The sequence below is a fragment of the Paludisphaera soli genome, from assembly GCF_011064595.1.
GTDB lineage: Bacteria > Planctomycetota > Planctomycetia > Isosphaerales > Isosphaeraceae > Paludisphaera > Paludisphaera soli.
Genome location: NZ_JAALJI010000015.1, coordinates 124,030 through 137,087 on the forward strand (window position 1 = coordinate 124,030; position 13,058 = coordinate 137,087).

Below are 13,058 nucleotides of genomic sequence, written 5' to 3' on the forward strand. Positions count from 1 at the left end.
CCGGCGGACCGCGATCCGGATCTGCGCGGCCTCCTCCCCCGCGACGTCGCCGTCGTTCGGACGTCGCCCTCGGCCCCATCCCCGACCTCGAGTCCAGGCCCCAATACCGTGAGAAAGCTCAACCTCCCCTACCTGCTCGTCCTGCTCACGGCCGTCGCCGCCCTCGGGGCTTCGGGATATTTCCTGAACTCCTGGCAGGTCCGGCGCCAGGTGGCGTCGCTGCTGGACCGCGCCCGCGCGGCGGAGGCGGCCGGAGACCTGGCGAAGGCCGCGGAAAGTCTCGGGCAGTACCTGAGCTTCGAGCGCGAGGACGCCGAGGGATGGAAGTGGTACGCCCGGATCCTGGACGCCTCGGATCGGGACGGGCGGGGGAAGGAACGCGCCTTCCTCGCCGGCGAGAGGGCCCTGCAGTTCGACCCGAACGACGCGAAGCTGGAACGCCGCTGCGCCGACCTGGCGTTGGAACTCGGGCGGCACGGCGACGCCGACCGCCACGCCAAGCGGCTGCTCGCGCGGCTCGACACGGACGCGGCGGCCGGGCCGGCGGCGGCGGAGCTGGAGGAGATGATCGGCCGGTGCGCGGCGGCGACGTCCCGGCCCGACGAGGCCGAGCAGGCGCTCCGGGCGGCCGTCGGCCACGATCCGGCCCGGATCTCCGCCTACGCCCGGCTCGCGAGCCTGCAGGCCGGCGAGCGGCGCCGCCCCGAGGAAGGGGCCGCGACGATCGACGAGATGCTCGCCAAGAACCCGACGTCGGCGCGGGCCTTGATCGCACGGTGGCGGTTCCGGGCCGAATTCCAACCGCCGGCCGATTCCGCCGACGTCGAGCGAGCCCTGGCCCTGGCCCCCGACGACCCCGACGTGCTCCTCCCCGCCGCGGTCGACTCCGAGCGGAAGGGCGACATGGCGACGGCGCGCGTCCGCTGGGCCAAGGGCCTGGAAGTCGCCCCACGGAACGAGGCGTTCGCCGTCGGCCTCGCCCGCATGGAAAGCCGCGAGCGGCGTCCCGAACGCGCCGAGGCGATCCTGCGCCGGGCGTTCGATGCGACGCCGACGGCCACCCTGGCCTTCCTGCTGGCCGACTCGCTGATCGAGCGGGGGAAGATCGAGGGGCCGGGGGGCGCCGCCGAGTCCATGGCCCTGCTGCGGAGCCAGGGGCTGGGGGACACCTACGTCCGTTACCTCGAGTCCCGGGTCCTGATGCAGTCGAGGCGATGGGACAAGGCCGCCGTCGAGATCCGCCGCGCCCGGGTCCTGCTCAAGGACGAGCCGGTCCTGACGTCCCAGCTCGACTTGATGCTGGCCGAGTGCCAGCGTCGGCTCGGCCGGGACGAGGAGCTGATCCAGACCCTCCAGCAGGCCAGCCAGGGGGAGGGCGCCGCCTCCGACGCCTCGCGACGGGAACTGGCCCGGCTGCTCGCCCTCGCCGGGAAGGTGGACCAGGCCCTGTCCGTCCTGGGGACCGCGGCCGCCGACCAGCCCGAGGCCCAGGGCGAGCTCGTCCGCCTGCTCATCCAGCGGGCCCTGCGGCAGCCCCGCGATCGTCGCGACTGGACGGCGGCCGAGCAGGCCGTGCAGCGGGCCGCGAAGGCGCGCGGGGAGTCCGACGGGACGGTCGTCCTGCTCCGCGCCGACCTGCTCGCGGCCCAGGGCCGCCTGGACGAAGCGACCTCCACGCTCGCCTCGGCGGCGGCCGGCGACCCCGCGAATCGGGCCTATCGCCTCGCTCTGGCCAGCCTGGAGGCGAGGCGAGGCCGGCTGGACGACGCCGAGCGGCGGATCGACGCGGCCGAGCGTGACCTGGGGCCGAGCGTCGACGTCCAGATCGCGAGGCTGGAGCTGTGGGGGCTGCGCGGCGGCGAGGAGGCCGGGCGGGCGATCGCGGGGATCGCCGAGGGCCGCGAGCAGGTCGACCCGGCCGTGCGTCCCGCCCTCCTCAGGGGGCTGGCCGAGGCGGAACGTCGGCTCGGCCGGCCGGACCTCGCCCGCGGCCACCTCCGCGAGCTGGCGTCCCTCCGGGCCGACGAACTGATCGTCCGGCTGGACCTGTTCGACCTGGCCCAGGCGGCGGGCGACGCCCGGGAATCCGAAGCCCTGATCGAAAAACTGCGGAAGATCGAGGGCGACGACGGCACCTACTGGCGGTATGGTCGCGCCAGCCTCCTGATCGCGGACGTCCGCCGGGGCGGGGGCGCGAACGCGGAGATCGACCGCAGGAAGCTCGAGGAGGCCGCCGCCCTGGAGGCCGAGATCTCCCGGCGACGGCCCGAGTGGTGGGGAGGTCCGGCGCTGGCCGGCCAGGTCGCCGAGCTTTCGGATCGCCCCGACGAGGCGATCGCGCGCTTCACCCGGGCCCTGGAGCTGGGGAGCAACCAGCCCGAGCTGGCGCGACGACTGGTGGGCCTGCTGGATCGCCAGCATCGTCTCGACGAGCTGGACCGCCTGGCCGCCCTCTTCGGCGATCGCTCGGTCGTCCTCGAACAGGCGACGTTCATCGAGGCCCTGACGGCTCTCCGGGCGCGGGAATTCGACCGCGCCGCGACGCTGGCCCGCCGCGTCTTCCCCGAATCCTCCACGAACTTCGCCGACCACCTGGCCCTGGGGCGGATCCTCAACACCGCCGGCCGGGGGCGGGAGGCCGTTCAGGAGTTCCGCCGCGCGACCGAACTCGCAGCCGGATCGCCGGAGGCCTGGTTGACGCTCGTCGCGTCGCTGGTCGGCGAGGGGCGGCTCGACGAGGCGAAGGCCGCCATGGAGGCCGCCCGGAAGGCGCTCCCGCCCGGCCGGACCGCCCTGATGACCCTCGCCCAATGCCACGCGGCGCTGGGGGAAGTCGACCAGGCCCGGAAGCTCTTCGACCAGGGGCTGGCCGACGCCAAGAATCCCCCCGATCGCGGCGAACTCCGCGCCGCGACGCTCTTCTTCGCCAGGCATGGCCGATCGGCCCAGGCGACCGGCCTGATCGACCGGCTGGAGGCCCTCCCCGCGGCGTCGGCCCAGGATCGCGCCTGGAACCGCCGGGCGCGAGGGCTCGTGCTGTCGACGACCGGACGGCCCGAGGACCTGGACGCGGCCTTGCGGCTCGTCGACCAGAACCTCGCGGCCGCCCCGGACGGGATCGAAGACCTCCGGCTCAAGGCGGCGATCCTCTCCCAGCGGCCGGCCGGGCGGGCGGAGGCGGTCGCCATCCTCGAACGGCTCCGCGGCGACCAGAGGTTCGGCGCCGAGGACCACTTCCTGCTGGCGCGGACCTACCTGGCCCTGAAGGACTGGAGCAAGGCGAAGCCGGAGTTTCAGGCCGCGCTGGAGGGCCGGCCGGCCGACCCGGAGTCGCTGACCGCGTACGCCGAAGCCTCCATCCAGAACGGCGAGGCCGAGGCGGCCGGCGAATCGATCGCGAGGCTGGAGTCCGTCGCGCCGGAGGCCCTCGAGACGGCCCAGCTCAAGGCCCGGCGGCTGGCCGCCCTGGGGCGGGCCGAGGAGGCGGTCCCTCTCCTCAAGCAGCACGCGCAGGCGCACGCCGACCGCCGCGAGCGCGTCGCCCTGACCCTGGAGGCGATCGGCCGACCGGAGGCGGCCGAGGAACTCTTCCGGGCCCTGGCGGCGGAGGCCCCCGGCGCGGGGGGGCGGCTGGCGCTCGCCTCGTTCCTCGTCCGCGGGAAGCGGACCGCCGAGGCGCTCGACGCCCTGGAGGAAGCCTGGAAGGTCCCCCCGGAACCGATTGAGCCGCTGGCCGCCGCCAGCGTGGAGGCGGTCGTGCGATCGCAGGCCGACCAGGCGCAGCGGGGCAGGGTCGAGGGGTGGCTCCGGGGGGCCCTCCGCCGGCAGCCCGACAGCCTCCCGCTCCAGTTCCACCTGGCCACCCTGCACCTGTTCCAGGAGCGTTACGACGAGGCCGAGGCGATCTACCGCCGCCTCGAGGCCCAGGACCCCAGCAACGCGGCGGTCCTGGACAACCACGCCTGGCTGCTCGCCGTCCAGGGCGTCCGGCTCGACGAGGCGCTCGCGCTGAGCGAACGCTGCCTCGCCCTGGCCGGCCCCGCCCCCGAGGCGCTCAACACGAGGGCCCTGGTCGCCATCGGCCTGAAGCGTCCCTCGGAAGCGATCGCCGACCTCGACCGGGCCGTCGCCGCCGGGTCGCCGACGCCGGAAATGTACCTCCACCTGGCCCGGGCCCAGATGCTGACTTCGAACCGCCAGGCGGCCGCCCGGGCCCTGGAGGACGCGGGGAGGGTCGGCCTGTCGGCCGAATCCCTCCACCCCCGAGAACAGGCGGAGTTGCGTCGCTTGACCGAGGAGCTAAAGGGAACCCCGGATCCCCGCTAGAGCCCCGTCGTCCCGTCGCCCCTTACGAAGGAGGTGCCATCCGGATCGTCCTCGACGTCGTCGCCCGACCTTGAGCCTTCCTCAGACGCGCCGACGCACGATCGCCTTCGCGACGCCTCGGACGCCGAAGGCCGTCCGCACCGGGACTCGGTCCGTTCGACTCGACCGAGCCGTCCCCGCAAACCAAGCACTCGAACCCCGACCAGCGTTGTTCGGGGAGACCCCAGTCCGACGAGACGCCACCCCCGCTCGCGGTGGAGACGTCCCTCATGTTCCAGGAAACGCTCCGGAGGATTTCCCCATGTCTGTCAAGATGATCCGACTCGCTTCCGCGCTCGCGGTCGCCCTGGCCGCGACGACCTGGGCGGCCCCGTCCGCCTCGGCCCTCAGCACCACCTACGCCCTCTCGACGAACATCACGAACAACGGCAACTCCTACGTGGGGAACCAGCTGTTCGTGGACGTCAACGACGTCGCCGGCCAGCCCCAGCAGGTCGACTTCGTGTTCCGCAACGTCGGCCCGGTCGCTTCCTCGATCACCGACGTCTACTTCGACGACGGTACGCTCCTCACGCTGCTCTCCACCACGGTGAACAGCAGCGCCGGGGTCGCCTTCAGCGCGGGTGCCAGCCCCGGCAATCTTCCCGGCGGGAACGCGGTCAACTTCCAGACCACGGCGGGCTTCTCGGCCGACTCGGACTCGCCCGTGTCGACTAACGGCGTCAATCCCGGCGAGTACCTCACCGTGCGGTTCGCCTTGCAGGGCGTCCAGACCTATGCCAGCGTCATCAACGCGCTCGCCCTGGGGCTCGCCAACCCGGGCGTGAACTACACCGGCGCCCTCCGCATCGGCGTCCACGTCCAGGCGATCAGCCCGCAGGGGGGTAGCGACAGCTACATCAACGGCGAGCCGGTTCCGGAGCCGTCGACGCTGGCGATCGCCGGCCTCGGGGCGCTGGGGATGATCGGCTACGGCCTCCGCCGCCGCGCCCGCTCCTGACCGCCGGAGCCGAGGCGGTCGTCGCGAGCTTGGGGCTCGCGACGGCCGCCTCGACCCGGATCCGCGAACGGATTCCCCCCGACGAAGACGGCCGATCGCGATCCGCCCGGCGGCTCATCCGAGCCCGGGGGATCCTCCGTCGTCGCCTTCGCTTGACGTCGAGCCTTCCACATCCGATGCCAAGGACGTCGATCTGGAAGGCATCCCCTCTCGGGTCCCGGCCCGACCTCTCGGCCGGCCCCCGCGTCCCGCCCTCCGGATCCCGATCGACGATGCTCGGGGAGTTTCCAGCCCGAATCGACAACCGTCGGGATCGCGACGATGCTCAGACCACAGGGAAGACGTTTCTTTCGTTCCAGGGATCACTCCGGAGGATTCTCCATGCCCGCCAAACTGCTGCGATTCGGTTCCGCGCTCGCGATCGCCCTGGCCGTGGCGTCCTGGGCGGCCCCGTCCGCCTCGGCCCTCAGCACCACCTACGCCCTCTCGACGCTCCTCACAGACGACGACAACCCCTACGTAGGCGGCCAACTGTTCGTGGACGTCGTGGACGTCGCCGGCCAGCCCCAGCAGGTCGACTTCGTGTTCCGCAACACCGGCCCGATCGCCTCGACGATCACCGACGTCTACTTCGACGACGGCGCGCTCCTGGGGATCAACTCGACGACGGTGGCGAGCAGTCCCACCGTAGCGTTCAGCCAGAACGCCTCCCCGCCCCAACTGCCGGGCGGCACCACGGTCGATTTCAACACGTCGGCGGGCTTCTCGGCCGACTCCGACCCGCCGGTGATTCAGAACGGGGTCAACCCCGGCCAGTTCCTCACGATCCGGTACGACCTGCAGGCCGGCAAGGTTTACGCCGACGTGATCAGCGCGATCGCCCTGGCGTTCACCAACCTGAACACGGACATCGATGGCGGCCTGCGCATCGGCGTCCACGTCCAGGCCATCGACCCGACGGGCAACAACGGCAGCGACAGCTACATGCTCGGCGAGCCGGTTCCGGAGCCGTCGACGCTGGCGATCGCCGGCCTCGGGGCGCTGGGGATGATCGGCTACGGCCTCCGCCGTCGCCGCGCCCAGGCCTGAGCCTCCGCCCTCGAATCGGCTCCCGCCCCCGGCCTGGCCGGGGGGCGGGGTCGGCGGCGGATTTTCGTCGCCGGGAGGGGGCGGCCCCGATCGGGGCCTCTCCTTCCTCGTCGTCACCGTCCGATTTTCAACTGGGGGGTTTCTTCTTCATGTCTCCAAAACTAGCGCGGATCGGTTTATCGCTCGCGATCGTCCTGGCCTGGGCGGCCCCGCCGGCCTCGGCCCTGACGACCACTTACAACCTCGCGACGAACATCACGAATACGTCGACCTCCGTCGGCGGCCAACTCTTCGTGGACGTCGTCAGCATCTCCGGTCAGCCCAACCGGGTCGATTTCGTGTTCCGCAACGAGGGGCCGCGTCCCTCGTCGATCGGTGCCGTCTATTTCGACGACGATTCCCTCTTGACGCTGCTCCCCACGACCGTGCGCAACGACACCGGCGTGTGGTTCAGCGCGGGCGCCAACCCGGCCAACCTCCCCGGTTCGAGCGCCTGGAATTTCCACGCGACGTCGAACTTCTCGGCCGACGCCAACCTTTCGGACCTGGTGTTCGGCGTCAACCCGGGCGAGCGGCTCACCATGAGGTTCGGCCTGCAAGGGGGCCGGACCTACGCCAACGTGATCCACGCGATCAATCTGGCGGGGACCAATCCGACCCGGGACCTGCCGGGAGGCCTTCGCATCGGTGCCAGCGTCCTCTTGCCGAGCCTCGGGATCCTCTGGGGCGACCCCTGCTACGACAGCTATCTCCTGAGCGCGCCCGTGCCGGTGCCGGAGCCGTCGACGCTGGCGATCGCCGGCCTAGGGGCGCTGGGGATGATCGGCCATGGACTTCGCCGCAGTCGCCGCGAACGAGCCTGAGCCGCGGATCAGCTCGCGGACGGCGCGAGCCGGGACCGACGCCGTTGGTCGGACTCCCCGGCCGCTCGTCCACGCGCCACGTCGCGTGGACCCGAACGACCACCCAACGCCCCGCGCATCGCGTCGACTCTTGTTGATTTTTCTCACACGTCCTTGCGACCGGCCACGCAGAGTCGTACTGATGATGCATGGACTCTTGAATTGCGACACGGGCCCTCGATGGCGCCCCTCGCGTCGCGTCGACGGTCCCCGCGTTCGATGCCGAACGGAAGCGACCAGGCCCCGGGGCTCCTCGCTGCAACCGACGGGGACGGAGTCCGCCCGGGCCCCGAAAAGCGGCCCTCCCCGGGGCGCCTCATCCATCCAGATCGACGCCCGACGGCCTCGGGCGGCGGTCGATTCCGAGGGACGCCCGTGACAACCCCAATACCAACGCTCGTCGCCGACGCCTCGACGCGGGAAGGCCTCGATTCACGACCGGCTCCCCCTCCGTTCATCACCGTCGTGGTCCCGGTCCGCAACGAGTCGCGTTTCGTCGCCCGGACGCTCGAGCAGCTGATCGGGCAGTCCTACCCCTCGGGCCGATTCGAAATCCTGGTGATCGACGGAGCTTCGACGGACGCCACCCGCTCGATCGCCGAATCCATCGCGGCCGACCATCCAAACGTCCGGGTGCTCGACAACCCCCGCCGCCTCTCCAGCTCGGCGAGGAACGTCGGGATCCGCGCGGCCCGGGGCGACCTGATCGTGGTGGTCGACGGCCACTGCGAGCTCGAGGGCCGTGGGTATTTCCGCGACCTGGCCGAGGCGTTCGAGCGCAGCGGGGCCGACTGCATCGGCCGCCCGCAACCGCTCGACGTGGCCGGCGCGACCCCGCTCCAGAGGGCGATCGCCGCCGCGCGGTCGAGCCGGTTGGGCCACCATCCGGACTCGTTCGTCTACTCTTCCGAGGAGCGCTTCGTGCCGGCCCAGAGCGTGGCGGTCGCGTATCGCCGATCGGTCTTCGAAGAGCTGGGCCTCTTCGACGAGACATTCGACGCCTGCGAGGACGGGGAGTTCAACCATCGGATCGACCGGGCGGGCCTGCGCTGCTTCTTCACCCCGAAGGTCCGCATCCGCTACTTGCCCCGTCCCACGCCCGCCGCCCTTTTCCGGCAGATGGCCCGCTACGGCCGGGGCCGCGTCCGGCTGGCGCGTAAGCATCCGGCGACGTTCTCCATCGGCGGGTTCGTGCCCGCCGCCTGGCTCGCCGGCCTGGTCCTGGGCCCCTTGATCTGCACGCTGCGGCCGTCGCTCTGGTGGCTCTATGGAGGTGTTGTCGCCCTGTACCTGGCGATCGTCGCGGCGACCTCGATCGGCATCGCCGTGAATCGAGGCGAGCCGGGCCTGATCGGTCGGCTGATCTTGGTCTTCCCGACCATTCACGCCGGCTCGGGTTGGGGCGTCCTGATGGAACTGCTGGGCGGAGGCCGCCGGACTGCCGGATGGAGACGGGAGCAGCCGCGATGAGGGTCGCCATCGTCGACGAGGAGCTTCCCTACCCGCCCGATTCGGGCAAGCGGATCCGGACGTTCCAGCTCGTCCGGCGGCTCGCCCTCCGGCACCGCCTCACCTACCTCTGCCATCGCAACGCCGACCCCGCGGAGGCGCGGCGGGCCGAGGCCGCGTTCGGCTCGCTGGGGATCGAGACCGTCGTCGTCGACCGTCGTCCCCCGCCGAGGTCCGGGCCAGGGTTCTACGCCCGCCTGGCCGCCAACCTGGCGTCGCCCCTCCCCTACTCCGTCGCGTCGCACGCCAGCCCGGAAATCCGCCGGGCGGTCGAGCGTCTGGCGCAGGAGGGCCGGATCGACCTCTGGCAGGCGGAATGGACCCCGTATCATGCCGCGCTGCAAGGCCTGCCCCCCGAGGCGCCGCGGCTCATCATGGCCCACAACGTCGAGTCCCAGATCTGGCGCCGCTATCACGAAGCGGAGGCCAACCTGGCCAGGCGCTGGTACATCGGCCGGCAATGGCGGAAGTTCGAGCGCTTCGAGAGTCGGGCGTTCGCCGAGGCCGACGGGGTCGTCGCCGTCAGCGAGGAGGACGCCGAGGCGATCCGGGGCCGGTTCGGCGGCCGTCGCGTGGTCGTCGTCGAGAACGGGGTCGACACCGATCAATTCCGTCCCGGCTCGGGCCCGCGCGACCCCGACCTGGTCCTCTTCCTCGGGAGCCTCGACTGGAGGCCGAACCTCGACGCGGTGGACCGGTTGCTCGCGTGCGTGTTCCCCGCGGTCCTGAAGCATCGGCCGTCGGCCCGGCTCGCGATCGTGGGGCGGAATCCGCCAGAGGCCCTGCGGCGTCGCACGGCCCTGCTCCCGAACGTCGAGCTGCACGCCAGCGTCGCCGACGTGCGCCCGTTCCTGCACCGGAGCGCCCTGATGGTCGTCCCGCTCCGGATCGGGGGGGGCTCGCGGCTGAAGATCCTCGAGGCGTTCGCGGCCGGGCTGCCCGTGGTCTCGACCCGCGTGGGCGCCGAGGGGTTGATGGTCGAGGACGGCCGGCACCTGGCCGTGGTGGAGGGGGTCGAGCAGATGGCCGATCAGGTCGTGCTCGGCCTGAGGGATCCGGGGGCGATGGCGGCGCGGGCGGCCCTGGGGCGGAGCCTGGTCGAGGCCCGGTACGACTGGGACGGTCTGGCCGAACGCCTCGAATGGGCCTGGGCCGACGTCCTGGAGCCGGGACGCCCCGCGGCTCGACCGTTCGCGGACTCCGAGCCGGAAGCGCGGGTGCGATCATGACGGCCGTCTTCCACCTGACCGCCTCGACGTTCCACGGCGGGCCCGAGCGCCAGATGCTGGGCCTGGCGCGGAGCCTCGCGCCAGGGGTGCGCACCGTCTTCCTGTCGTTCTCCGAGGGGGGGCGCTGCCGCGATTTCCTGGAGCAGGCGCACGCCCGAGGATTCGAGGCCCACGCCCTGGGCAACGACACGCCGCGCCTCCTCGCCGCCGCGGACGAGCTGTCGCGTCGGCTCCGCGCGGCGCGGCCCGAAGCGCTCCTGATGCACGGCTACAAGGCCGGCCTGATCGGCCGGATCGCCGCGCGGCGGGCGGGGGTGCCGGCGGTGGCGGTCTCGCGAGGCTGGACCTATGAGAGCCCGAAGGTCCGGCTCTACGAGGCGATGGACCGCTTCAATCTGCGGCTCATGGACCGCGTGGTGTGCGTCTCGCGAGGCCAGGCCGCGAAGGTCCGGCGCGCAGGGGTCCCGGAGCGGAAGATCCTGGTGATCCCCAACGCCGTCGACGTCGAGAGGTTCGCCGCGACGGACCCGGCGGCCCGTGGGGAGCTCCAGGCGCTCTTCCCCGCGTCGGTCCGCCGGATCGTGGGGGCCGCCGGGCGGTTGAGCCCGGAGAAAGGCTTCGCCGACCTCGTGGACGCGGCGGCCCGGGTCGCGGCCCGCGAGCCCGACGTCGGCTTCGCGATCTTCGGCGAAGGCGTGCTTCGCGAGAGCCTCGGCGCGCGGATCTCGGCCGCCGGCCTCGACGGCCGCTTCATCCTCGCCGGCTTTCGTCCCGACCTGGACCGACTGGCGCCCCACCTCGACTTGTTCGTGCAGTCCTCCTGGACCGAGGGGATGCCGAACGTGGTGCTCGAGGCGTGCGCGGCGGGGGTCCCGGTGGTGGCGACCGCGGTCGGGGGGACGCCGGAGATCCTCGACGAGGCGGAGGGGGACCTCCTAGTCCCCCCCGGCGTGCCGGCGGCCCTCGCCGGGAAGATCCTGCACGCGCTCGGCCAGGCGGAAGCGCGACGCGACGTGGTCGAGCGGGCCCGGCGGCGGATGATCCGCGAGTTCTCGTTCGCGGCCCAGGCCGAGCGGTATCTCCGGCTCTTCGAAGACCTCGCCGCTCCGGATCCGGTGAGGGGCTCGACGGGCCGCCAGGCCGACGCGACGGCGGCGCGAGTCGGCGGCCCCGCGTACGGAGGGCGAGCGTCATGACGACTTCGGCCCCAGGTTCCGTCGAGGCGTCGCGTCCGGTCCGGGGGGGCCGAGCGGGGCGAGGGGAGGCCGGCCGGCCGATCCGCGTCTGCTATCTGATCGACCGGCTGCGCGTGGGGGGGACCGAAACCCAGCTGCTGTCGCTGATCCGGCACCTCGACCCATCGGTCTTGCAGCCCTACCTGTGCCTCCTCGACGGCGAGGACGAGACCTCGCGGGCGCTCGAGCCCCGGGGATGCCCGGTGACCCGCCTCGGCGTGCGCTCGATCCGAAGCGTCCGAGGACTGACGCGTTGCGGGATCTTCGCGCGGCAGCTCCGTCGCGAACACATCGACGTGCTCCAGGTGTACTTCCGCGACAGCGCGATCTTCGGCGCCGTCGCGGGGCGGCTGGCGGGGGTGCCTCGCGTCGTGCGGGTCCGGAACAACCTCGGCTACTGGATGACCCCTGGGGACCGCCGGACGTTCCGCGTCGTCAATCGGCTGATCACGACGACGTTCACGAACAGCGAGGCCGGCCTGCAGGCGCTCGTGGAACAAGAGGGCCTCGCCCCCGGCTCGATCACCGTCGTCGACAACGGGATCGACCTGGATCGCTACGACCGCCCTCGGCCGGTCCGCCCGCGCGGCGGGGCGACGCCCCGCCAGGTGGGGGTGGTGGCCAACCTGCGGGCGGTCAAGGGGCTGGACGTCTTCCTGCGGGCGGCGGCGACCGTCGCCGCGAAGCACGAGGACGTACGGTTCACGATCGCGGGCGAAGGGCCCGAGCGGGCGAGCCTCGCCGGGCTGGTCGACGAGTTGGGTCTCGCGGACCGGGTCCGGATGCCGGGCCAGGTCGACGACGTCCCCGGCTTCTTGGCCGATCTCGATCTGGCGGTGCACAGCTCGTCGTCGGAGGGCCTGTCGAACGCCGTCTTGGAATCGCTGGCGGCCGGCTTGCCGACGATCGCGACCGCCGTGGGGGCGAACCCCAGCCTGATCCGCGACGGGTTCAACGGCCTCCTGGTCCCCGCCGGCGAGCCGGCGCGGCTGGCCGCGGCGATGGATCGCTTGCTGAGCGATCCCGCGGCGGCGGGAGCGATGGGGCGGGCGGCTCGCCGGTCGGTGGGGGACCGCTTCTCCTGGCCGAACGTCGCTCGCGCCTACGAGGGCCTCTACGGGCGGATCATGGGGGTTTAGCGTCTTGGCCACGAAGAAAAGAGCCGGACGGCGGCTGGCTCGGGGCGTCCTGCTCGCACTGGCGATGTTCCTGACGTCGCCGCTCTGGATCCTGGACCGCCTCGAGTCCGCGCTGGGCGGCGAAGCGTGGTTCAACTTCTGTTCCGAGCTGCTCAGCCTGTGCCCCGGGGCCCCCGGCGTCCATCTGCGCCGGGGCTTCTATCGGATGAGTCTCGAAGCCTTCGGGGGCGGGGGTGAGAGCGTCAGCATCGGCTTCGGCACCACACTCTCGCATCGCGAGATCCGGATCGGCCGGCGCGTGTACATCGGGCATCGCTGCACGATCGGCCGGGCGGTCATCGCCGACGACGCCGTCCTCGGCAGCAACGTCGACGTGCTCAGCGGCGGCCGTCAGCACAATTGCGACGACCTGGACCGGCCGATCCAGGAACAGGGGGGCTCGTTCCGGCAAGTCCGGATCGGCGCGAACTCGTGGATCGGCAACAGCGCGGTCGTCATGAACGACGTGGGCGACCAATGCATCATCGGCGCGGGGAGCGTGGTGGTGCATCCCATCCCGGACCGCACCGTCGCCGTCGGGAATCCCGCGGTCGTCAAGAAGCATCGAGCCCCGGCGAGATAGCACGGAT

The 13,058-nt window shown here is 72.2% G+C and carries 9 protein-coding genes; all 9 read left to right on the forward strand.

Annotated elements, in window-relative coordinates:
- Positions 1–108 precede the first annotated feature (108 nt).
- The 9 genes from G6O68_RS19020 (at position 109) to G6O68_RS19060 (ending at position 13,051) form a co-directional block, all read left to right on the forward strand.
- Positions 109–4,326, forward strand: a complete 4,218-nt coding sequence (locus G6O68_RS19020; protein WP_165250219.1) for a tetratricopeptide repeat protein — start codon at positions 109–111, stop codon at positions 4,324–4,326.
- A gap of 301 nt (positions 4,327–4,627) precedes the next feature.
- Complete coding sequence (locus G6O68_RS19025) at positions 4,628–5,326, forward strand: PEP-CTERM sorting domain-containing protein (protein WP_165250220.1); 699 nt, start codon at positions 4,628–4,630, stop codon at positions 5,324–5,326.
- Between the two features lie 381 nt (positions 5,327–5,707).
- Positions 5,708–6,415, forward strand: a complete 708-nt coding sequence (locus G6O68_RS19030; RefSeq protein ID WP_165250221.1) for a PEP-CTERM sorting domain-containing protein — start codon at positions 5,708–5,710, stop codon at positions 6,413–6,415.
- Positions 6,416–6,564: 149 nt separating this feature from the next.
- Positions 6,565–7,278 (forward strand): PEP-CTERM sorting domain-containing protein, encoded by a 714-nt coding sequence (locus G6O68_RS19035; protein WP_165250222.1) that lies wholly within the window; start codon positions 6,565–6,567, stop codon positions 7,276–7,278.
- Between the two features lie 414 nt (positions 7,279–7,692).
- Positions 7,693–8,787 carry a glycosyltransferase family 2 protein gene (locus tag G6O68_RS19040; RefSeq protein WP_165250223.1) on the forward strand — a complete coding sequence of 365 codons (1,095 nt, stop codon included), beginning with the start codon at positions 7,693–7,695 and terminating at the stop codon, positions 8,785–8,787.
- Positions 8,784–10,055: a glycosyltransferase gene (locus G6O68_RS19045; RefSeq protein ID WP_165250224.1), complete on the forward strand. Its 1,272-nt coding sequence runs from the start codon at positions 8,784–8,786 to the stop codon at positions 10,053–10,055. The genes G6O68_RS19040 and G6O68_RS19045 overlap by 4 nt, the downstream gene beginning before the upstream one ends.
- Positions 10,052–11,251 carry a glycosyltransferase gene (locus tag G6O68_RS19050; RefSeq protein ID WP_165250225.1) on the forward strand — a complete coding sequence of 400 codons (1,200 nt, stop codon included), beginning with the start codon at positions 10,052–10,054 and terminating at the stop codon, positions 11,249–11,251. The genes G6O68_RS19045 and G6O68_RS19050 overlap by 4 nt, the downstream gene beginning before the upstream one ends.
- Positions 11,248–12,429, forward strand: a complete 1,182-nt coding sequence (locus G6O68_RS19055; RefSeq protein WP_165250226.1) for a glycosyltransferase — start codon at positions 11,248–11,250, stop codon at positions 12,427–12,429. Before G6O68_RS19050 ends, G6O68_RS19055 begins: the two co-directional genes overlap by 4 nt.
- 4 nt (positions 12,430–12,433) lie before the next feature.
- Positions 12,434–13,051: an acyltransferase gene (locus G6O68_RS19060; RefSeq protein ID WP_206108140.1), complete on the forward strand. Its 618-nt coding sequence runs from the start codon at positions 12,434–12,436 to the stop codon at positions 13,049–13,051.
- Positions 13,052–13,058 lie beyond the last annotated feature (7 nt).